Source organism: Thermodesulforhabdaceae bacterium (assembly GCA_037482015.1).
Lineage (GTDB): Bacteria > Desulfobacterota > Syntrophobacteria > Syntrophobacterales > Thermodesulforhabdaceae > JAOACS01.
The window spans coordinates 11,924-32,095 of sequence record JBBFKT010000004.1 but is presented as its reverse complement, the minus strand read 5'-3'; the positions used below and the strand labels follow the sequence as shown (position 1 = coordinate 32,095).

At 43.5% G+C, this 20,172-nt stretch carries 20 protein-coding genes; 13 read left to right on the top strand and 7 right to left on the bottom strand.

What is annotated here, in order from left to right; genetic code table 11:
• Positions 1-6: 6 nt before the first annotated feature.
• The 3 genes from fabD to WHS38_06585 form a co-directional block, all read right to left on the bottom strand.
• Positions 7-936 (bottom strand): ACP S-malonyltransferase, encoded by a 930-nt coding sequence (fabD, locus tag WHS38_06595; GenBank protein ID MEJ5300641.1) that lies wholly within the window; start codon positions 934-936, stop codon positions 7-9.
• Positions 937-1,130: 194 nt separating this feature from the next.
• Positions 1,131-2,780, bottom strand: coding sequence for an acyl-CoA dehydrogenase family protein (locus tag WHS38_06590; protein ID MEJ5300640.1), 1,650 nt, complete (start codon positions 2,778-2,780; stop codon positions 1,131-1,133).
• The gene (locus WHS38_06585; GenBank protein MEJ5300639.1) at positions 2,770-4,044 is read right to left on the bottom strand and encodes a J domain-containing protein; all 1,275 of its coding nucleotides are present in this window, start codon (positions 4,042-4,044) and stop codon (positions 2,770-2,772) included. The genes WHS38_06590 and WHS38_06585 overlap by 11 nt, the downstream gene beginning before the upstream one ends.
• Before the next feature lie 150 nt (positions 4,045-4,194).
• Between WHS38_06585 and WHS38_06580 the strand changes: the two genes are divergently transcribed.
• The 9 genes from WHS38_06580 (at position 4,195) to hisD (ending at position 13,671) form a co-directional block, all read left to right on the top strand.
• Positions 4,195-5,061, top strand: coding sequence for an HDOD domain-containing protein (locus tag WHS38_06580; protein ID MEJ5300638.1), 867 nt, complete (start codon positions 4,195-4,197; stop codon positions 5,059-5,061).
• 8 nt (positions 5,062-5,069) lie between these two features.
• Complete coding sequence (gene csrA, locus WHS38_06575; GenBank protein MEJ5300637.1) at positions 5,070-5,324, top strand: carbon storage regulator CsrA; 255 nt, start codon at positions 5,070-5,072, stop codon at positions 5,322-5,324.
• A gap of 2 nt (positions 5,325-5,326) precedes the next feature.
• Positions 5,327-5,767 carry a flagellar assembly protein FliW gene (gene fliW / locus WHS38_06570; GenBank protein MEJ5300636.1) on the top strand — a complete coding sequence of 147 codons (441 nt, stop codon included), beginning with the start codon at positions 5,327-5,329 and terminating at the stop codon, positions 5,765-5,767.
• 188 nt (positions 5,768-5,955) lie between these two features.
• Positions 5,956-7,041 (top strand): MASE3 domain-containing protein, encoded by a 1,086-nt coding sequence (locus WHS38_06565; GenBank protein MEJ5300635.1) that lies wholly within the window; start codon positions 5,956-5,958, stop codon positions 7,039-7,041.
• 405 nt (positions 7,042-7,446) lie between these two features.
• Positions 7,447-7,626 carry a hypothetical protein gene (locus WHS38_06560; protein MEJ5300634.1) on the top strand — a complete coding sequence of 60 codons (180 nt, stop codon included), beginning with the start codon at positions 7,447-7,449 and terminating at the stop codon, positions 7,624-7,626.
• Positions 7,627-9,504 carry an aspartate--tRNA ligase gene (gene aspS / locus WHS38_06555; protein ID MEJ5300633.1) on the top strand — a complete coding sequence of 626 codons (1,878 nt, stop codon included), beginning with the start codon at positions 7,627-7,629 and terminating at the stop codon, positions 9,502-9,504.
• Between the two features lie 212 nt (positions 9,505-9,716).
• Positions 9,717-11,543 carry a cache domain-containing protein gene (locus WHS38_06550; protein ID MEJ5300632.1) on the top strand — a complete coding sequence of 609 codons (1,827 nt, stop codon included), beginning with the start codon at positions 9,717-9,719 and terminating at the stop codon, positions 11,541-11,543.
• A gap of 62 nt (positions 11,544-11,605) precedes the next feature.
• Positions 11,606-12,349: a septal ring lytic transglycosylase RlpA family protein gene (locus WHS38_06545; GenBank protein MEJ5300631.1), complete on the top strand. Its 744-nt coding sequence runs from the start codon at positions 11,606-11,608 to the stop codon at positions 12,347-12,349.
• Positions 12,346-13,671, top strand: a complete 1,326-nt coding sequence (hisD, locus tag WHS38_06540; GenBank protein MEJ5300630.1) for a histidinol dehydrogenase — start codon at positions 12,346-12,348, stop codon at positions 13,669-13,671. The genes WHS38_06545 and hisD overlap by 4 nt, the downstream gene beginning before the upstream one ends.
• Here the strand turns inward: hisD and cutA are convergent.
• Positions 13,655-13,993 (bottom strand): divalent-cation tolerance protein CutA, encoded by a 339-nt coding sequence (cutA, locus tag WHS38_06535; GenBank protein MEJ5300629.1) that lies wholly within the window; start codon positions 13,991-13,993, stop codon positions 13,655-13,657. The genes hisD and cutA overlap by 17 nt on opposite strands.
• A gap of 113 nt (positions 13,994-14,106) precedes the next feature.
• Between cutA and WHS38_06530 the strand changes: the two genes are divergently transcribed.
• Positions 14,107-14,745: a hypothetical protein gene (locus WHS38_06530; GenBank protein MEJ5300628.1), complete on the top strand. Its 639-nt coding sequence runs from the start codon at positions 14,107-14,109 to the stop codon at positions 14,743-14,745.
• Positions 14,746-14,751: 6 nt separating this feature from the next.
• Here WHS38_06530 and flgM read toward each other — a convergent pair whose 3' ends face one another.
• Positions 14,752-15,057, bottom strand: coding sequence for a flagellar biosynthesis anti-sigma factor FlgM (gene flgM, locus WHS38_06525; protein MEJ5300627.1), 306 nt, complete (start codon positions 15,055-15,057; stop codon positions 14,752-14,754).
• A gap of 4 nt (positions 15,058-15,061) precedes the next feature.
• Positions 15,062-15,394 (bottom strand): DVU0524 family FlgM-associated protein, encoded by a 333-nt coding sequence (locus WHS38_06520; GenBank protein ID MEJ5300626.1) that lies wholly within the window; start codon positions 15,392-15,394, stop codon positions 15,062-15,064.
• A gap of 168 nt (positions 15,395-15,562) precedes the next feature.
• Here WHS38_06520 and WHS38_06515 point away from each other — a divergent pair, with 168 nt between their 5' ends.
• The 3 genes from WHS38_06515 (at position 15,563) to WHS38_06505 (ending at position 19,409) form a co-directional block, all read left to right on the top strand.
• A complete protein-coding gene (locus WHS38_06515) occupies positions 15,563-15,808 on the top strand; it encodes a hypothetical protein (protein ID MEJ5300625.1) in 246 nt (81 codons plus the stop codon).
• A gap of 6 nt (positions 15,809-15,814) precedes the next feature.
• A complete protein-coding gene (locus WHS38_06510) occupies positions 15,815-17,353 on the top strand; it encodes a GGDEF domain-containing protein (protein ID MEJ5300624.1) in 1,539 nt (512 codons plus the stop codon).
• Positions 17,354-17,510: 157 nt separating this feature from the next.
• Complete coding sequence (locus WHS38_06505; protein MEJ5300623.1) at positions 17,511-19,409, top strand: methyl-accepting chemotaxis protein; 1,899 nt, start codon at positions 17,511-17,513, stop codon at positions 19,407-19,409.
• Between the two features lie 68 nt (positions 19,410-19,477).
• On the opposite strand, the gene queC is transcribed toward WHS38_06505, so the two are convergent.
• Positions 19,478-20,170, bottom strand: a complete 693-nt coding sequence (gene queC / locus WHS38_06500) for a 7-cyano-7-deazaguanine synthase QueC (protein MEJ5300622.1) — start codon at positions 20,168-20,170, stop codon at positions 19,478-19,480.
• Positions 20,171-20,172: the final 2 nt, after the last annotated feature.

Below are 20,172 nucleotides of genomic sequence, written 5' to 3'. Positions count from 1 at the left end.
CTATCATCAACTTAAGTTATTATGATTCTTAAGAAAAGTAGCCAGGGATGGAGGATCTTCAACATGAGCAATGTGAACTGACTTGTCAATTTTCCTGACCAACCCACTAAGAACCTGCTTCGGTCCCACTTCCACAAACTTAGTATAGCCAAGAGCAATAAGCCGTTCGATAGATTGCTTCCACAAAACTGGGGATACTATCTGGGTTTTTAGTTTTGCGCCTATATCTTCCCCGTCTTCTAGGATTTTGGCGTCCGTGTTCATTACAACAGGGAACATCATGCGGTGGAAAGAACAACCCTTGAGCACAATTTCAAATTTGTCGGACGCATCTTTCATCCAGCGGCTATGCCATGGACCACTCACGTTTAAGGGAACAGTTCTTTTGATACCAATCTTTCGAGCTTCTTCAATCGCCTTTTGAATACCTTCTAGACTTCCTGTCACTATAACCTGCTCTGGCGAATTTATATTAGCCACCTCCAAATCACAGACGCGGCAGATATGACCTATCTGCTCCTCGGTAGCATACATAAGCGCCAGCATACCGCCTCTAAACTTTTCAGCCGCTTCATGCATCAAACGACCTCTATGGTAAACAAGTTTGATCAGATCAGGAAAATCTACTACCCCCGCAGCATACAAAGCACTGTATTCCCCGAGACTGTGACCCGCTGCGGCAACTGGATGTATGCCATGAAGTTCAAGCACTTTGAGACAAGCAACATTAACCACAGTAATGGCTAACTGAACATTTTTGGTTAGAACAAGTTCATCTTCAGGACCTTCAAAACACAGCCGAGCGACATTTATACCCGAGATACGACTAGCCTCATCAAAGATCTTTTCCACTTCCGAGTAGGATTCATAAAAGCCTCTTCCCATGCCAACATATTGAGAGCCCTGACCAGGGAAGAGAAAAACCCATCCTTCCATCCCTAAATCGCTCCTTTCTCCAAAACTGCTTTAATAAAAATTTATCCACATGGTTTGTAACGTAATCGGCTTCTTATCACTCTCAAGGATGATGTCAAGAAACTACAAGCTAATTTTAAGAAAAAAAATCCACTTCCAGGGAGTGAGTTTATTGATAAACATCAGGGAAAAGTTATCCCACGAGCTATTATAAACTACCAATCAAGACTGTTCATGGATTTAACCACTCTTGCATGAGACTTCTCAATTGGTGAAATCAGGACAGAGTTAGCCTTTCGGTAAACTTCCTGCGCCTCTTCGGTAAAATACTCCAATACGGCAAGATCTCTCTCGCTTAGCATGTGTCGTTTTTTTCTATACCTGAGGACAGCCCCGAGCGACAGCAACCCAAAAGCATAAAGACTGAGTGAAGTTATACGCCGCAAGAAAAATTCATGATCTGTTATTTTCTCCCCGTATCTTACCATACCAAAAAGAAGCAATCTTCTTACTGCCACAATCATTTTTTCGCATAGTCTCTGAGCCCGCTGGAGTTCGGTTTCTTCTCCCCAGGAAATCCATTTTTCTGAAGCAAAAAATATTTCTCCTAACTGCCTTACTTTATTAGTAAAACGTTCCACGGAAAGTTCTTTCCTCCACTGTCGCAAAATCCAGAGCGGAGGATAAATTGAATGGATTTCTGTGGTGCCTTCAAAGATGGTAGCTACGCGAAAGTCCCGCATACGTTTTTCAAAAGGAAGCGTGCTCAAATAACCTGCTCCGCCATGAACCTGCATAGTATCATAGAGAACATTCCAGGCTCGAGCGGTCCCGAAAAGCTTACAATGGGATGTCTCAACAGCTACAGAAGCTCCCGGATCCATCTCCATAATACAGGCGGTAAAAAATGTCATCGCTTTGGTCACAGTTTTGTAAACTTCGGCTTTTACAATCATTTCCTGCACCAGTTCAAATTCTGCTATAGGACGGCCAAACTGCTTCCGCGATCTGGCTCTCTTGAGCATGTCTTTACAGGACTGATCCATAAGCCCGTAGGAAGCGGCAGCAAGTCCGAGTCTTCCATAGCTGAGAATTGCTAAAGCTATCTTATAGCCATCTCCTGGACTGCCGATAAGATTTTCTGTGGGCACCTTGACGTTCTTAAAGCTCACGGTAGCCGTAGAACTCGCCTTAAGCCCCATTTTGGGCATATCTTTTTCTATGTGGACCCCTTCCCAACCGGTTTCTACAATAAAGGCGCCCATAAAACCCGGCTGATTTGGATCCATTTGAGCAAAAACAGTGAGCGCCCCGGCGTAGTTAGCGTTAGTTATGTATGTTTTCTGTCCGTTAAGGATGTAATATTTACCATCTGGGGACAATTCGGCATGAGTTTCAATATGGCGGGCATCTGATCCGTGTTTTGGTTCTGTAAGAGCGTAGGAAAAGATCAAATCCCCCGAAGCCGCTCGAGGAAGATAACGTTCTTTTTGGTCCTGGGAACCAAACAACAAAATACCCTTTATGCCTATAGAAAGATGAGCAAGAGAAACAAGAGAAACAGATAAATCAATTTTTGCCATCTCTGCCACAATAGCAAGATATTCCTGAAGGTTACATCCTTTGCCGCCGTATGATTCCGGAATGTTCAGACCGAACAAGCCTATAGCTGCCATGTCTTTTAGAATTTTTTTGGTAAGCTTGCCGCGCTTTTCAAACTCATCAACAGAATGTTCATTTATTAGCTTACGATACTCGTCGAGAATATTTTTCACCATGTCCCATCGAATTTTTTCATCGTAAGCATCAAAAGCTTTCCAATCAAAACTTCCCCTAAGCAGTTGCTCCATCAACCTAGTGCTCATTTCCACCCCCACTTTGACCCGACAATGACTGTTGCTTTGCTACAAACTTCAGCACTCCTCCCCCATCTCCAGGCACGGGACCCACGTTTACTACTTTTCCCCGATCAAATATCACGTAAAAAGCTCCGTAAAACCACTTGTTTTGTTCAACTCTCTGAGGCGTTCCCTGAATCGCCACAACATCCCTTTGACTATCACCGACTGTAAAGTAGCCTCGATTCAAAGATGCTGACTCTTGGGTTACTTCGGGAGGAATAACACGAACTTTGAGTGATCCAGCCAAATTGTCGTAACCGCTCACCACTTTCACACCATTTTCTTCTTTGAAAAAAATTCTATCAAGCCCATAATGCCACGTGTCCTTAATTACTTTATGAGGTGTTCCTTGCACTAAAAGAACTTCATCCTGGTTAGATCCAAGAGTGAAATATTCAGGAAGGTTAACAGAAAGAACATCCTTCTTCGGGACAAGCTGGACCTTTAAGGAACCGTCGAAATTATCATATCCCACAACCCTGCCATCCCGAAACATGACTTTAGAAAGTCCGTAATGCCACATTTGACCAGACTTTTTATCCGGCATTCCCTGGACTGAAAGAACTTCATCTTCGGTGGATCCGACAGTAAAAAAAGATTTAGAAGGATGGTTCTGATAAGCTGCGCCGATCGTCCGCCTTGACGGTAAAGATCCGGAAGAAGGTTTTTCGGGCAACTTTGGCTCCGAAGAAATTGTAATGATATTATTCGGTGAAGAAACTACAACCCTTTGTTTTGGAGAAGAATCAAGAAAGGGTATGACAATAACGGCCAGTACCAAAACCAAAAAAGATCCAATGATCAATGTGGCTATTCTTTTTCGCCATTTAAGGCTAAAAGTTAAATCCCTGGGGTAAGAAACGGTTTTCTTCTTTCGATAAATGTCATCGTGAAAGGGATTGCGAGAAAAAGATTTTTCATCATAGATATTTTTATTATTATCTTCAGGATCTCGGGATATATTTGACGAGTTTTTAGCCCTTTTGAAAGCCGCCTCAAAAGTTTTCCAGTTAACTATGACCTTGTAAGCTTCGTTAACCTTTCTAAAAAGCTCAGTGGCTTCCCCCTTCGACAATGAGCCTGAACTACCTGAACCGCGGACATCTGGATGGTAAAGTTTTGCAAGCATTCTATACCTTTGCTTGACTTCATCTAGCGAAGCGCTGGGGGAAATTCCCAATATTCGATAACATTCTTCTAGATTACCGAAAGGTCTTTGCTTCTTCATAACCAACCGCGACCTAAGGAACAGGTCTTTAAAGAGTCAAGAATTCCCTGTTTTTCTTTTTACATTGTATTTGTTACATCATTTTGATAATATATCACAATAAAAATTCGGGAAAACTGAAAGATTTTGTAGCTTAGCGAGGATGGAAGTATGAACGAACAAAAGAGCGGTCAGGAATGGATTGATCGTATCATTGCCCAGGCTCAACGTCTTCCTCCATTTCCTGATGTGGTCCATAAGCTGATGCCACTTCTTCGGGAATTGGCTCCGGTTAGAAAGATTGAAGATGTAATCAAATACGAACCGGTGATTGCAGCCAAAGTGTTATCTATTGCCCGATCACCATACTATGCAAGGCTTCGTAACGTCGAATCCCTTCGAGATGCTATTGTCGTGCTGGGACAAAAGCAACTCATTCAAGTGGTGATGGCGGCTTGTGCTGCCCAATATTATAGAGGGGCTATGGAAGGATATGATCTAAGGGAGGGTGAACTCTGGGAGCACGCCGTCGGTGTTGCTTTGATGACAGAAATAATCGGGGAACGGCTTAATCGTCAAAACCTGCTTTCTCTCTACACAGCGGGACTGCTCCACGACATTGGGAAAACAGTTCTGCATTTTTATGTTAGAGAAGAATTCGATCGGATTATTAATGAAGTCAAAAAAAACAAAAAGACATTCCTTGACGCTGAACGAGAAATCCTGGGAATAGACCACCAGCAACTAGGTGGGCTTATTGCTAAAAAATGGAACTTTCCTGATGCTGTAACGGCTGGAATTCGATTCCACCATAATCCCAAAAAAGCGGCCGATAAGTATCGTGATATTGCAAACATTCTATACGTGGCAAACAGAATGGTTTCTTCGATCGGCATCGGCTGTGGTATTGATGGATTTCTCAACCCTAACCAGGATGAAGTTTTTAATGATCTGGGCATAACATCTCGCATGATTGAGGAACTCCTTGCCAAATTCGGAGATGCCTTCAAGGACATTAAAGAGTTCATCCTAAACTGAGGTTTCTTATGCTGATTTTAAGCCGAAGAGTGGGAGAGGCTATTCGTATAGGGGAAGATATTGAAATAATCGTAACAGAGATTTCGCAAAACAGAGTAAAGATTGGAATCAAAAGCCCTAAGACCATCCCTGTGTATCGAGAAGAACTTTATCAGAGGATAAAGGATGAAAATCGTCAGGCAGCCCTTGTAAACAGCAAAGATATCATAAACGCATTCCCGCTTTTTATAAAGGCAGAACATAAACAAAAAGAGGGGGAATAGGGATGATAATAGAAACTTCTCGTTTCGGCTCAATTGAAGTAAAAGACGATAGTATTATTGAGTTTCCATGGGGCATACCAGGTTTTGAATCCGTAAAACGATACGTGCTTTTAGAACATGGAGAGGGTCCTTTTCAGTGGCTACAGGCAGTAGATGAACCATCTCTTGCCTTTGTTGTCTGTCTTCCTGAAGTTATTGGTATTTCTTATGAAGTTCCAACCGCTTGCATGGAACCAATTGGCGCGAAAGCAAGAGAAGACTTGATTGTCTTAACTCTCATTTCCTTTGACCGGGATAAGAACATTATCCGTTTTCACTTGAGAAGTCCTCTTATATTTAACATTCATGAGAAAAAGGGCTATCAGTGGACCATGGATAAGGAAGAAGTTAAAGCTTGTGTTAAACTTCCAGAAGGCATGGAGTGGGAAGAGGTAGAAAATTAAAGTAAACTAATAATACAAAGGGGTAAGGGATAGAAAGCTGAAAAACTACCTTTACCCTTTTCCTTAGTTTTCCAGCTTTCCAATCTTACTATAGGCCGCACGTTCACTTTTTGGTTTACTTTACCTTCGTAATCTTGGCTTAAATAAAAATTGATTAAGTAAAAAAGACAAAAATTTGGAGCCCTCATATGAACTTCCCCAAAAACTTATCTCACCGCATTTTGGACATACCAATTTTGCAGATAGTTATCGGCATGCCGCCCATTATCTTAATGTGCATTTTGAGCTTTTATAACTATCTCCTGTTTCATTCCCTAGTAGAAATATTTGCTGTGGTGGTTACTGGAATGATTTTTTTGACAGCATGGGTCACCCAGAACTATATGACCAATCACTATTTGCTCTTTCTGGGAATCAGCTATCTTTTTATTGGACTAATAGATCTATTGCATGCATTAGCCTACAAAGGTATGGGTGTATTCCCAAACGCTACAGCTAACGAACCCACCCAATTGTGGATAATGGCTCGCTACATGGAAAGTATATCGCTTTTGATCGCTCCAACCTATGCACATAGAAAAGTATCAACTATATTTTGGGGAACACTATATTTGATATTAACGATTGCAGGATTCTTAGCAATATTTCAATTTAAGGTCTTTCCAGATTGTTACTTGGAAGGAAAGGGTTTAACAACATTCAAAATCTCTAGCGAATATTTAATTTGTGCTATTCTGGCTATATCTATTCTGAGGTTAAAGCACATTCAGGAAATTCTGGATCCCAGAGTCTTTCGCCTTATTATGGCTGCTATAATCACAACAATAATAGCTGAACTGGCTTTCACCTTCTATGTTAGTGTTTATGGACTTTCTAATATGGTGGGACATATATTTAGGCTACTATCCTTCGCTCTGGTTCTCGAGGGTCTGATTCGGACTGGTATAAGGGACCCCTTTTCTGTACTATTCCGCCAGCTCAAAAAAGAAAAAGAAAGCCTGGAATCTGCTCTCAAAGAGGTAAGGACACTGCAGGGACTCCTGCCAATTTGTTCGTTTTGCAAAAAAATTCGAGACGATGAAGGATACTGGCACAACTTGGAAAACTATATTTCATCTAAAACAGAAGCTATGTTTTCTCACGGTTTGTGCCCTGATTGCTTGAATAAGCATTATCCAGAAATTGCCGATGATGTTTTGGGAGAAACTAATTCATCTGAGCAAGAATACCCGCATGAAAAAGATTTCGTGAATCATATCAATAAAAGAGACTAACTTCTTCAAACATCCTTTAACAGGCGGGCAAGTTCTATGAGGGTATTCGAAAACTTTTCCCGTACAGGATTGCCCTGGCAATATTGGGATAGGGGTGGCCAGTTTGACCGATCCCCTCCCACACCACCCGGCATGGGGGTCCGCACCGGGCGGTTCGAGAAGTTGAGTCGAATTTACGCCACTTCGCCTTGATCACGAGAGCTTCGCAGACTTCGGCCCGCTCGCCCTGCTCCGCACTCCCTCCCCGTTGACGGGAAGGGCTGGGGAGGGGTCCGGTTCTTGTCCATCGGCTCGCAGTTTCGTTTCACGCTTCCTCCCCACACTCGGTCACCCTCGTGCAGTTGCGCTTCCCTTCGCTCGCTGTGATCAACTCACGGGAGGACTTTCACCTCCAGGAGCACGCCCATGCCAAGCGCACCGATTGTAGGGGCACGGCATGCCGTGCCCCTACAATGTATTACGGAACAATGTATTACGGAGTTTTTAGAACACCCTCCAAGTTCTATTGACAAAACGGCTCTCATCAGAGTAGGTCTAGCATGTTCAACATGGGCAAATGAATCATTGTGCGAAGGAGGTTTTTAGGTGGAGAGCAGCGCAAAAAAGGAATCAACACTGTCTGTAGAAACAGAAACTAAAGAGGAGTTTCAGTATCGCTTCGTGCCTCTGGATACTCTCGGCGATTGGCATAGAACCCACCATTGCAATGCCATCCGTAAAGAACATATTGGTCAAGATGTATGCCTTATGGGCTGGGTTCAGAGACGGCGAGACCACGGTGGGTTGATATTTGTTGACCTTAGAGATAGGGAAGGCATAACCCAGTTAGTATTCGACCCGGCTCATAATCCCCTTGCCCACGAGAGAGCTCACGGCATAAGAAACGAATACGTCATTGCCGTAAAGGGCACAGTAAGAGCTCGCCCTGAAGGTATGGTCAACCCCAAGCTGGAAACTGGAGAAGTAGAGGTAATCGTTGATGAATTAAAACTTCTTAATGCATCCAAAACTCCCCCTTTCATGCTGGAAGACCGTATTCAGGTAAGCGAAAATGTTAGACTCAAATATCGTTACATAGACCTTCGCCGACCCTCTATGATGAGAAATTTACGGATCCGCCATGAAGCAATGCAATTTACGAGACGATACTTTGCTGACAAAGGCTTTATGGAAGTAGAAACGCCAGTTCTAACAAAAAGCACACCAGAAGGTGCCAGGGATTACCTTGTCCCCAGTCGTATATATCCAGGAAAGTTTTACTCTTTGCCTCAGTCGCCTCAGCTTTTCAAACAAATCCTAATGGTTGCCGGGTTCGATCGCTATATGCAGATAGTCAAATGCTTCCGGGATGAAGACCTGAGAGCCGACCGACAACCGGAATTTACTCAAGTGGATCTTGAGCTTTCATTCATCGGGGAAGAAGATATTTACCAACTTATCGAAGTCTGGATTAAGTCGCTCTTTTCTCACATCCTAGGATTAGATATTCCTATACCATTTAGACGAATACCTTACGATGATGCCATGGCTTTGTATGGAACCGATAAGCCAGATCTTCGCTTTGGTATGGAAATCCACGATGTAAGTGAAATAGTCAAGGAATCGGAATTTAATGTGTTCAAGCAAGCAATTAACTCCAGAGGCATGGTTGGCTGCATCCGTTTCGAAGGGGGGGCAAAACTTTCTCGAAAAGAACTGGATGATCTGGTAGCCTTTGCACAAAGTCTTGGCGCTAAAGGGCTTGCCTGGATAAAGATCCACCCATCGGAATGGCAATCGCCTATAGCAAAGTTTCTTTCTGACGGTATAAAAGATGCTCTATCTCGAGAACTCAATCTTACTCCAGGAGATATTATCTTCTTCGGCGCCGATCAACCTTCTATTGTTAGGAATGTCCTGGGAAACATTCGCATTCATCTTGCTCACAATTATCTCTTCAAAGAAAACCCAAGCCTTAAAGATCGCTATGAATTCCTCTGGGTAACAGATTTCCCGCTTCTTGAGTGGAGTCCTGAAGAAAAAAGATATGTCGCTGTCCACCATCCCTTTACATCCCCCAAAGAAGAAGAACTGGATCTACTTGAGGAAGCCCCTGAAAAAGTGCACAGCCGTGCTTACGATTTGGTTCTTAACGGAACCGAAATTGGAGGGGGAAGTATTCGAATTCACCGAAAAGACGTGCAAGAAAGAGTCTTCAAAGTGCTTGGAATTGGAGAAGAAGAGGCTCGAGAAAAATTCGGTTTCCTTCTGGAAGCACTCGAATACGGTGCTCCTCCTCACGGAGGTATCGCATTCGGGCTGGATAGACTTCTAATGATGATGACAAAATCTTCTTCCATACGCGATGTAATAGCCTTCCCCAAGACTCAAAAAGCCACCTGTCTTATGACTGGAGCGCCTTCAGAACCCGATGTGCAGCAGTTGTTGGAGCTTTGTATCAGCGTGGAATCGAAAAAGAACTGAAGCGACACACTATAATTAAGTAAACCGTAAGGGCGCACTGGATAACGCGCCCTTACCAAAATGGGAAACGGGTCAAAACAATATCTTCGCCTTCTTGTTGGTATATATCAAAAGGGCTTTTTTCTTTACTTTTGTTAACATTCCCGTTTCCTTGATCTTATTTGAACGTTTTTACGATTTTACATCGCTTGAAAGGAGGGCAACGTATAAACATGGCTCGATGGAACCCCAAAAGACGGCTTCTTGACCACGAACACTCCTCTTTTTGGCAATACCGACTTGTGGATGTGGAAAATCCAAATCTTATGCGGGACATTTTCCCTTACGACGAGGTACCCCGAATAGACTTTGACCATAAGCTCTTGCCATTAGACCCGCCGGAGGAAATGTTCATAACCGATACGACTTTCCGCGACGGTCAACAAGCTAGACCTCCCTATACGGTAGAACAGATTGTCACCATTTTTGATTTTCTCCACAGGCTTTCTGGCCCTAAAGGAGTTATAAGGCAGAGCGAATTCTTTCTATACACCAAGAAAGACAAGGAAGCCCTTGAACGATGTCTTGCTCGAGGTTACCGCTATCCAGAGATCACAGGCTGGATTCGAGCGGTAAAGGAAGACTTGCAACTTGTGGTTGATATGGGACTTAAAGAAACAGGAATACTGACATCGGCTTCCGATTATCACATCTTCCTTAAGCTCAACAAAACTCGAAAAGAAGCCCTGAAGGACTATTTGGACATTGTAAGAGCCGCTCTTGAAAAGGGGATCGTTCCTAGATGCCACTTCGAAGATATTACTCGCGCCGATATATATGGTTTCTGCATTCCTTTCGCTATAGAACTAATGAAGCTCAGAGAAGAAAGCGGTATAAACGTTAAAATACGCCTGTGCGACACTCTTGGGCTTGGAGTTCCCTACCCCGGAGCGGCTCTCCCGCGAAGTGTTCCAAGGTTGGTAAGAGCGTTCATCGAGGAAGCAGGCGTTCCCGGACATCTACTCGAATGGCACGGACATAACGATTTTCATAAGGTAGTGGTAAACGGCGTTACGGCTTGGCTTTATGGTTGCAGTGGAATAAATGGCACTTTACTTGGCTTCGGAGAACGCACGGGCAATGCTCCCATAGAGGGGCTCCTTATGGAATATATCAGCCTCAAAGGCACAACCGAAGGTGTTGACACAAAAGCCATAACAGACGTTGCTGAATATTTTCAAAAGGAATTGGGATACCGCATCCCACCAAACTATCCCTTCGTCGGAAGAGCCTTCAATGCCACAAGTGCTGGTATTCACGCTGACGGACTTATCAAAAATCCCGAAATTTATAACATCTTCGACACCGACAAGATACTCAACCGCCCCATCAGTGTCATTATCACCGACAAATCGGGCACTGCCGGCATCGCTTACTGGGTAAACACCAGGCTACAGCTAGAAGGAGAAAGAAAACTCGATAAACGCCATCCCGGTATTGTGAAAATCTATAAGCGAGTGATGGAAGAATATGAGCAGGGCCGAAATACCTCCATATCGGATGAAGAAATGGAGCGGTGGGCAAGGCGTTACCTGCCCGAATACTTTGTTAGCGAATTTGATATGCTGAAGCAGAAGGCAAGATCTCTCGCAGCACACCTTATCGAAGAAGTGGTAGAAAACGAAGCTATCAAAAGTATGGAGCCTTCTCGTCAGGAACTCGTCTTGCAGTCTCTTCTTGAACTCAACCCCTTCATTCAGTATGCCTATGTAACCGATAAGGAAGGGCGTCGCATAACCAGAAACATCACTCATATCGAGGACAAGGCGAAATACGAAAAAGCTCAGGTCGGCGAAGACCTTTCCGACCGACCCTGGTTCATAGAACCGATGAAAACCGGTAAAGTGCACGTGACCGATTTCTATACTTCACGCTATACCGGGGCTCTTTGCATCACCGTTTCTGCTCCCATTCGAAATAAAGACGATGAAATTGTGGGTGTGTTAGGCGTTGACATCAGATTTGAAGAACTGGCTAAGATGGAAGACAACCTAGCATAAAAAGACCCATGTCCATTAGAAGACTATCCAGGCTAACTGTTTGCGCCCTTGCTATTGGAGGAATGGTGTTCATCAGTTCATGTAGCATGTTCTCATCGTCCAAATCGCGAACATCCTCCATCCCACCATCCTACTATCCTCCATCAGCCAAACCATATTGCGTAATGGGAAAGTGCTACTTCCCTCTACTATCAGCCGAAGGATATGTGGAGGAAGGCATAGCAAGCTGGTATGGACCTCAGTTCCACGGCAAGAGAACATCAAGTGGGGAAGTCTTCGACATGCACGGCATGACGGCAGCTCATAAGACACTTCCTCTTGGCACTTACGTCAAAGTAACAAGGCTGGACAACGGTCGCTGGATTATTGTCCGTATAAACGATCGCGGACCCTTTGTTGGAGACCGAATAATAGATCTCTCCCGTAGAGCCGCCGAAGAGATCGGCATGATTCCCCACGGAACCGCTCGAGTAAGAATCGAAGCTCTCCAGCCTGCAAATCTCATCCAGTATGCTCAAAACCAGTATCGATGGGTGCCGCAACCGGTCCCGTCACCATGGCAGGGGCGGTTCGATATCCAGCTTGCGGCTTTTGAGAATAAGCAAAATGCTGAGCGTTTTGGTAAGACCGTCGCCGCAAAATATAAAGGTGCTGGAGTCGAACCTTACTACTTCGGTGGGAAGCTCTTGTATCGAGTAAAAATAGGCACCTTTGGCGATCTTCATAGGGCAAGAGCAGAGCTCGAAAAAATTCGAGCAGAATTTCCCGATGCATTCGTAATTGCACAGGACGGAGGTATTAAATGATCCCGATAATAAACTATCCATCTCAGGAAGCAGAAGCCTTTTTGAAAAAACTGTCTCAACGTTCTTTCCACGAATCTGTAAAAGACGTGGAACGCAAGGTGGAAGAGATCATAGACCGAGTCAAAAAAGAGGGCGATAAAGCTGTTGTCGATTATACAAAACAATTCGACTGGGCGGAAGCTACTCCAGACAGGCTAGCGGTTTCAGAAGAAGAAATGGATGTTGCCTGTCAAAAAATAGATCCTGCCTTTATGCAAATCGTAAGAGAAGCCGCTCAAAATATTGCCGCTTTCCATGAGAAGCAACTTGAAAAATCCTGGTTTATGACGGGTAGCGGCGGTGTTATTCTGGGACAAATGGTTTCTCCTGTAGCTTCCACCGGAATTTATGTCCCTGGCGGCAGAGGCGGTAATACTCCTCTCATTTCTTCGCTTCTCATGGGAGCAATTCCAGCTCGCATTGCGGGTGTCAAAGATATTGCCATCACTACGCCTCCCCGATCTGACGGCAGTATTCATGAAGCAATTCTTGCCACGGCTAAGGAACTCGGCATCCAAAAAGTCTATCGCATGGGAAGCGCCTGGGCTATTGCGGCTCTTGCCATGGGGACAGAATCAATTCAAAAAGTTGACGTAATAGTGGGACCCGGAAATATCTACGTCACGACCGCAAAGAAGCTTCTTTCGGGCATTGTAGGGATCGATATTCTTGCAGGTCCCAGTGAAATCCTTATCATAGCAGATCACTCAGCTCGCCCGGAATATATCGCCGCAGATCTCCTGAGCCAGGCGGAACACGATACAATGGCGAGCGCAATTCTTATAACAACTGACAAAAAAGTGGCAGAAGAGACCATAAAATCTCTTTATGCTCAGGTTGATGGAGCTTACTTTGGGACTCCCCTTCCCCGAAAAGAAGTAGTTCTTCAATCACTTGGCAATTACAGCGCCTGCTTTCTCGTTGATAGCTTTGACATGGCTGCGACACTGGCAAATCGTATCGCTCCAGAACATCTTGAACTTCACGTAGATGACCCGTGGAAATTCATCGGACAGATTAAATGCGCAGGTGCCATCTTTATCGGGCAATTTACCCCCGAACCTGTGGGAGATTATTTTGCTGGTCCCAACCATGTCCTTCCCACAGCGGGCACAGCTAGATTTTCGTCAGCTCTTGGGGTTCATACTTTCCTACGAAAAACGAGCATCATTTACTACCCCGAAAATATCACTCGATCATCAATCGGGGCGATAGCACAATTTGCCCGCATGGAGGGGCTTGAAGCTCACGCCAGATCGGTAGAGATTAGATCTCGAGAGTAGTGTTTTCTAAAACCCAGGAAAGGTATGGTTCATGACCGGCATGAAGTCTTACGGCGATAATTTCTGGAACTTCATAGCTGTGAAGTTCCACGATTTTTGCTTTAAGCCGGTCGAACAATCCCGCCCTCGTTTTGATTATCAAAAGACTTTCCTGATCGTCACAAACTTCCCCTTTCCAGAAGTAAATGGACCGTATGGTTGGGACGATATTCACACAGGCAGCCAATTTTTCTTCCACGATGGTTCTGGCGATTGTAACTGCTTCATCGGCTTTTCCTACGGTTACCAACACAATGATAAAATTCTCAGGTATAACGCTCATGGTAATCTCCCCTCGAAGGCTAATTACTATGACATATACCGATAACACCAGGGCTATTTTTTACAAATGAAATAAAGAATGCAAGAACAATCCTGACAGAGAGTGAAAGTCACATGAAAGACATGAGTCTATATCACCGGATGCAATATGAATCGATCAACACCACCTTTGAAGCATGCCAGCGTCTAGCTGAAAAAGACAAATCTATTCTTAGAGAAATGGCAAGCCAATACATGGAATTTCGCACAGAACTTCAGCAGTTTACAGACAGATATTTTTCTTCTTACTGCAAAAGGATCTGCTTCGATACGAAAAGAAGCGCCTGCTGCAGCTATGAAAGCATTATCGTATTTTTTGCCGATGAAGTTATTAATTACCTTTTTGGAGGAGAGCAGAATTTTCCACACATTTTGGAAAAGCTAAGAAACATCAAACCATCGGATCATTGCGTATATCTTGGTGATAGTGGATGCCTCTGGACAGTAAGACCCATATCATGCGCTATGTTTTTTTGCGACGATGCTAAAAAAGAAATATTTGGAACATTTCCAGAAGCTGAATTGGAATGGCAAGATTTTATAAGGAGGGAAAAACTCTTTACCTGGCCTGATCAGCCTGTGCTGTTTGATATTCTGGAGGAATTTTTCATTAAACGGGGTGTGAATACACCCCACATGTATTGCCATCGGAGTCCTGGGCTTCTAAAAATAAAAGCCCGGTCCCGCCAAATATCCTATTCTTCAGGAAGTTAAGAGCAATTACCAAGATTCATCCAGCATTTTGTTTGCGATATCAGAGGGATTTACCTTGTATGACCCCTCCTGAATGCTCTGTTTCAAATTCTCAACCTTTTGCGCTCGAGCCTGCTCATAAGCTGCGAGAGCCTGAGAGGAGAATTCCACCTTGTCGGTTTTTGATTCCTGTGCAGTTTTTTTCTGCGACTGAATATCCTGAACTCGGTCAACTCTGGTTACTCCCCTGGCACTTTGCTCAGCTCCAGAAGATTTAATATTAGAAACATTCCCATAATAGACCTGAGCCTGCTGAACCCTTTTAACGTCCATGTCTTTATCCTCTTGTTTGACTTACGTTTTGTGTTTTCCCATTCCCATTATATTTACCGTTCATATCGGTTGGTGAATTTTCATCTTCTGCCTTATCACTCTCTTGTTTTCCGTTCAATCTTTTTTCTTGTTCTAGCCTATTCAAAGCTTGCTTTGCAAACTGTTCTCTGAGAAGCTTTTGCCTGGCCTCTTCAGATATAACCACCTTCTCTGTGCCAAGAGATGTGGCCCCCGTCCCTTCTCCCTTCAATAAGTTTTCGGAAGGCAACTTCGCTTTCTGAAGTTGCTTTGTGTAGGTCCGTAGAACGCTCTTGACACGATTATCAGTTATGATCATTTTTCTTCTCCTCTCGAACTTATTATCGACGGAGGGGAAAAAAACTTTAAAATAAATTTCGAAAAGGTGGAATACCTTTTGCTGAAATTTTCATCGGGCGTCTTCCCAATCTAAGCTTCCCGGATGGCAGAGGATAGGGAAATGGGGCCCACCAAGGAGGTATAAAGCATGGCCGTTATCAAGGAAAAAAAAGTTCATTGTCTCGCCTGTAAGCACCTGGGAATCACCTGGAATCCCACAACGCCCTATTTCTGTCGAGCCTGGTCGATTCGCTCCAAGAACTACCCCTGCGAAGATGTTTTCAGTGCTTCGGGAATTACCTGTCAGAAGTTTGAACCGAAGCCTGTCAATAATTCATCTCAGGGAGGAGCGAGAAAAACTAAACCATTTTTCTCTAAAACCAAGAGAAGGTAGGAAGAGATGAAAAAACCGCTTCCATGGGTGGAAAAGCTTTCTCAAGTTATCGTTGATATAGTTAGAAACCTGGAATCACGGGGAGAGCCAATCACGGCTGAAAAGGTGGCTTACATCCTGGCTAGTGACTCTTCGCTAATATCGTTATCATCGGAATTTTACGACCAAAACCAGGTTTTGTCTGCAAGATCTAGCCATATAAAAATAGTCCAGGAACTCGAGGAAGAATATCAGAAAATGGTAGAACTTTTCCAATCAACAATTGCAACAATCTCCCCGTTTTTACACCTTCCAAATATTTCAAAAGTTTCAAAACAATTTGATTCCTTCAGAGAGAAACTTCGGAACGGAGCATCGCTTGACCAACTCGAAAAAGCTTTCAACACCTTTAAGGAAGCGGTTTTACAGCATGGAATAGAGCCGGTAGAAGAAAAAAAGGGTATTAAGAAACTATTTGGGTTCTTACAGAAAGATCATCACGACAATATTGAAGAACTTAAAATCGTCCTTTCCGAAATTATCAATTCCATAAATCCCTTAATACCAGAAACGCTTCAAGAGAAATGGGCTGCTATTAGGGACGTTTTTTACAAGATTAACCATTTCCATGATATTACTTCATGGAACGCAACATTTGCAGAATTCTTGAAAACCCTCATACTGCACATTGATCAAGAACAAAAAGAACTGAACAAATTTATTTCCGAATTGGGACAAAACTTGATAGAGATCGAAAAGAACATTTTAGCTTCTCTCGATCATGTTCACCTTTCTCAGGAATCGTCAAATAAACTTAACTACCACATCGATGGACAGATAAACGATCTTCGCCAGTCGGTAGCAATCTCATCGAACCTTAAAGATCTCCAAAAAATGGTCATAATGAAACTCTCTTATATAAAGCAAGCTCTGGAACAAAAAAGAAAGCAAGAAGAAGAATATAATAAGGAACTCGAAGAGCGCATTCAGAAACTGCAGCAGGATCTCAACACAATAAACGATCAGATTAAAGTCGTTCAGTCTAGAGAACAACGCCTTGCTGAAGAAGCTTTAAAAGATCCACTTACTGGTATTACCAATAGAAGAGGTTATGAACTTAGAATAGCCGAGGAATGGGAACGTTTTAAGCGTTACGGACATATTTTTTCCCTCGCCATTTTCGATCTCGATCACTTCAAAAATATAAACGATTCTTATGGACATAAAGCAGGTGATCTGATTCTTAAAGAAGTGGCTAGAATTATGAAATCATCCCTAAGAAAAGGCGATATTATAGCTAGATACGGCGGTGAAGAATTCGTTGTAATTTTTACAGGAACCCAGCTTAATGGAGCTGTTGAAGCCGCTGAAAAGTTACGCCGTATAATTGAAAAAACCAAATTCGTCTTTAGAGGTAAGGAAATTTCTATCACCATAAGTGCAGGAGTATCTCAGGTTGAGGCTACAGACGAAAGTTTTGCGGATGTTTTTGATAGAGCAGATAAAGCATTATACGCCGCTAAAAACTCTGGAAGGAATAAAGTGATATCCAGTCCTGCGAGTTAATAAAAATAAAAGCAAAAGTTTGGGTCATTTCTCATAAAAAACTTTTGGCAAAAATAAACTTGCAAAACCGACTGCATCATTGTTAAAAGGGGCTTTGTTCCATAGCAGCCCCTGCAGGGGATAAATTTCTATAGATCCATGAAGGAGGGAAATCCAAATGTCTCTAAGGCAGAAGCTCTTAGTAAGCGGAATTTTGCTTATTGTTCTACCACTTTTAGTTCTTGGTTCGGTTGAGTATTTCAAAGCTAAATCAGAATCCACAAAAACAGCAGAAGCAAATGCTATGAATACAACTCGGCTTACCGCTTTTGCTGTTAAAGAACTTTTGATCAGCTATCTCAACACATTCCAGAGCTTTTCCCTTAACCCCATTGCACTAAAAGCCGCTCAGAACGACTCAGAAAGTATCGATAAGGTATCTAATCTCCTTAAAGACCTCAACAAAAAGCTTGGCGATTCCTATGAGGTATTATTCGTAGCCGACGCCTCAGGAAATATAGTGGCAGACAACACAGGAGGTGGCTACAAAAACATTAACGTATCTGATAGAGAATACTGGAAAAAAGCGATGCAGGGAACACCTACCATAGAAAACATGATAATCTCAAAAAAGACTCAGGAACCGGTGCTACCTCTAGGGGTCCCAATAGTAAACAATGACGGAAAGGTTGTTGGAGTACTAGCGGGAGTGATGAAAACAGACTCGCTTATAAATCTTATAACTAAGTTCAAAGCATCAGAAACTAGTTATTCTTTTATGCTAGATCAAGCTGGAACTGTGATAGCTCATCCAGACAAGAGTCTCATCATGAAACTGAACGCAAAACAAACACAGGGTCTGGAAGAACTCGGCAATAAAATGACCAGCGGGCAAGAAGGACTGGTAAAATACCTTTTCAAAGGTTCTGAAAAAATAGCCGCTGTTTCCCCTGTTGGTATCAACGGCTGGAGTATTGGTACAACTCAAGGCGTGTCGGAATTCATGAAAACAGCTATAGCTATTCGTAATACCACATTGTTGGTGGCTGTAATTTTCCTCATAGTTGGCATAGTAGCAATTTACTTCTTTGCAACATCTTTAACCAGACCCATTTTCCGCATCTCAAGAGGTTTGATGGAAGGAGCTGATCAGGTGACTACGGCAGCCGAAGAGGTGTCAGCATCCAGCCAGAGCCTTGCAGAAGGGGCATCTCAGCAGGCAGCTTCCATCGAAGAAACATCATCGGCTCTCGAAGAACTGGCTTCCATGACTCGCCAGAATTCAGACAACGCCGACCAGTCTGCCTCTCTTATGCAACATACACTTCAGGCAGTAGAAACTGCTTATACTGCTATGACTCAGATCTCACAATCAATGAATGAAATCGCCAGAGCAAGCGATGAAACTCAGAAGATCATCAAAACTATAGATGAAATAGCCTTCCAGACTAACCTCCTTGCACTTAACGCCGCTGTAGAAGCAGCAAGAGCGGGAGAAGCCGGAGCAGGATTTGCCGTTGTAGCCGATGAAGTGCGATCTCTTGCTATGAGAGCCGCCGAAGCAGCAAAAAACACAGCTAACCTTATAGAACAAACATCCAATCGTGTTCGAGGCGGTGTTCAGGTTGTTGAAAAGGCGAGTCAGGCTTTTGCCGAAGTCAAGAATGCAGCAGCAAAAGTTGGAGAGTTGATAAGCGAAGTTTCAGCCGCATCAAAAGAACAGGCAGAAGGAATTGATCAAATCAACAGAGCCGTTTCCGAACTGGATAAAGTCGTCCAGAAAAATGCCGCCACTGCAGAGGAAGCAGCCGCTGCCGCAGAAGAACTAAACGCTCAGGCTGCTCAAATGCGAGACTATGTAGCTCAACTGCTTAGAGTCATCGGAGCAAAAACTTCGGTAGAACTTCGTCAACAACAAAGCAAGGTCAAAACGGCTCTGACGAGCATCAAGAAGGCATCCCCTATCTCCAAACCTTCTGCCGTTCCCGCTGCAAAAAAGGAGGCTATAAAGCCAGCAGAAACTAAAGGCAAAGAAGTAAGCCCGGAAGCCGTCATCCCACTGGACGAAGATTTCTAATCTTAAGCTGAAATTCGCTACTTTTATGCCAGGGTCCGAAGAGCAGCCCAGACTCTTCGGACCGTTTTTTATTTATACTCTGTCGGATCATCAACCCCTGCTTCGGCAAAACCCTTTTTCCTCAAAAGACAACTATCGCATTTACCGCAGGCTCTTCCTTCCTCATCAGGATCATAACAGGAAACGGTAAGCCGATAATCCATCCCGAGTTCCAGACCTCTGCGGATAATTTCTGCCTTTGTAAGCCTTATAAGAGGTGTATGAATCCTAAAAGTGATTTTCCCTTCGACACCAACTTTAGTTCCAAGGTTTGCCATTCTTTCAAAGGCTCCAATGTATTCAGGACGGCAATCGGGATAACCTGAATAATCTAAAGCATTTACTCCAATAAAAATATCGCCCGTCCCCAGAACTTCCGCCCAGGCTACAGCAAAGGCAAGAAAAATCGTATTTCTAGCCGGCACATAGGTTACTGGAATATCAGAGGGAATCTTATCCACAGATCTATCCTTCGGCACAGCAATAGATCTATCCACTAAAGCCGATCCACCGATAAGATTAAGAGGAAGATCAAGAATGAGATGCTCTTTAACCCCCATATACCTTGCAACAGCTTTTGCTGACTCGATTTCAACCGCATGACGTTGATGATAACGAAAAGTTAAAGCGTAAAGTTCATAGCCTTCGGATCTGGCAATCGCCAGAGCGGTTGATGAGTCAATCCCGCCGGAAAGTAAAACTACTGCTTTCTTCTCAGCCATAT

What these genes read in the sequence shown, in the direction of transcription:
- fabD (MEJ5300641.1), bottom strand. Translation starts at nt 936, where the DNA reads ATGGAAGGATGGGTTTTTCTCTTCCCTGGTCAGGGCTCTCAATATGTT.
- WHS38_06590 (MEJ5300640.1), bottom strand. Translation starts at nt 2,780, where the DNA reads ATGAGCACTAGGTTGATGGAGCAACTGCTTAGGGGAAGTTTTGATTGG.
- WHS38_06585 (MEJ5300639.1), bottom strand. Translation starts at nt 4,044, where the DNA reads ATGAAGAAGCAAAGACCTTTCGGTAATCTAGAAGAATGTTATCGAATA.
- WHS38_06580 (MEJ5300638.1), top strand. Translation starts at nt 4,195, where the DNA reads ATGAACGAACAAAAGAGCGGTCAGGAATGGATTGATCGTATCATTGCC.
- csrA (MEJ5300637.1), top strand. Translation starts at nt 5,070, where the DNA reads ATGCTGATTTTAAGCCGAAGAGTGGGAGAGGCTATTCGTATAGGGGAA.
- fliW (MEJ5300636.1), top strand. Translation starts at nt 5,327, where the DNA reads ATGATAATAGAAACTTCTCGTTTCGGCTCAATTGAAGTAAAAGACGAT.
- WHS38_06565 (MEJ5300635.1), top strand. Translation starts at nt 5,956, where the DNA reads ATGAACTTCCCCAAAAACTTATCTCACCGCATTTTGGACATACCAATT.
- WHS38_06560 (MEJ5300634.1), top strand. Translation starts at nt 7,447, where the DNA reads ATGCCAAGCGCACCGATTGTAGGGGCACGGCATGCCGTGCCCCTACAA.
- WHS38_06550 (MEJ5300632.1), top strand. Translation starts at nt 9,717, where the DNA reads ATGGCTCGATGGAACCCCAAAAGACGGCTTCTTGACCACGAACACTCC.
- WHS38_06545 (MEJ5300631.1), top strand. Translation starts at nt 11,606, where the DNA reads ATGGTGTTCATCAGTTCATGTAGCATGTTCTCATCGTCCAAATCGCGA.
- hisD (MEJ5300630.1), top strand. Translation starts at nt 12,346, where the DNA reads ATGATCCCGATAATAAACTATCCATCTCAGGAAGCAGAAGCCTTTTTG.
- cutA (MEJ5300629.1), bottom strand. Translation starts at nt 13,993, where the DNA reads ATGAGCGTTATACCTGAGAATTTTATCATTGTGTTGGTAACCGTAGGA.
- WHS38_06530 (MEJ5300628.1), top strand. Translation starts at nt 14,107, where the DNA reads ATGAAAGACATGAGTCTATATCACCGGATGCAATATGAATCGATCAAC.
- flgM (MEJ5300627.1), bottom strand. Translation starts at nt 15,057, where the DNA reads ATGGACGTTAAAAGGGTTCAGCAGGCTCAGGTCTATTATGGGAATGTT.
- WHS38_06520 (MEJ5300626.1), bottom strand. Translation starts at nt 15,394, where the DNA reads ATGATCATAACTGATAATCGTGTCAAGAGCGTTCTACGGACCTACACA.
- WHS38_06515 (MEJ5300625.1), top strand. Translation starts at nt 15,563, where the DNA reads ATGGCCGTTATCAAGGAAAAAAAAGTTCATTGTCTCGCCTGTAAGCAC.
- WHS38_06510 (MEJ5300624.1), top strand. Translation starts at nt 15,815, where the DNA reads ATGAAAAAACCGCTTCCATGGGTGGAAAAGCTTTCTCAAGTTATCGTT.
- WHS38_06505 (MEJ5300623.1), top strand. Translation starts at nt 17,511, where the DNA reads ATGTCTCTAAGGCAGAAGCTCTTAGTAAGCGGAATTTTGCTTATTGTT.
- queC (MEJ5300622.1), bottom strand. Translation starts at nt 20,170, where the DNA reads ATGGCTGAGAAGAAAGCAGTAGTTTTACTTTCCGGCGGGATTGACTCA.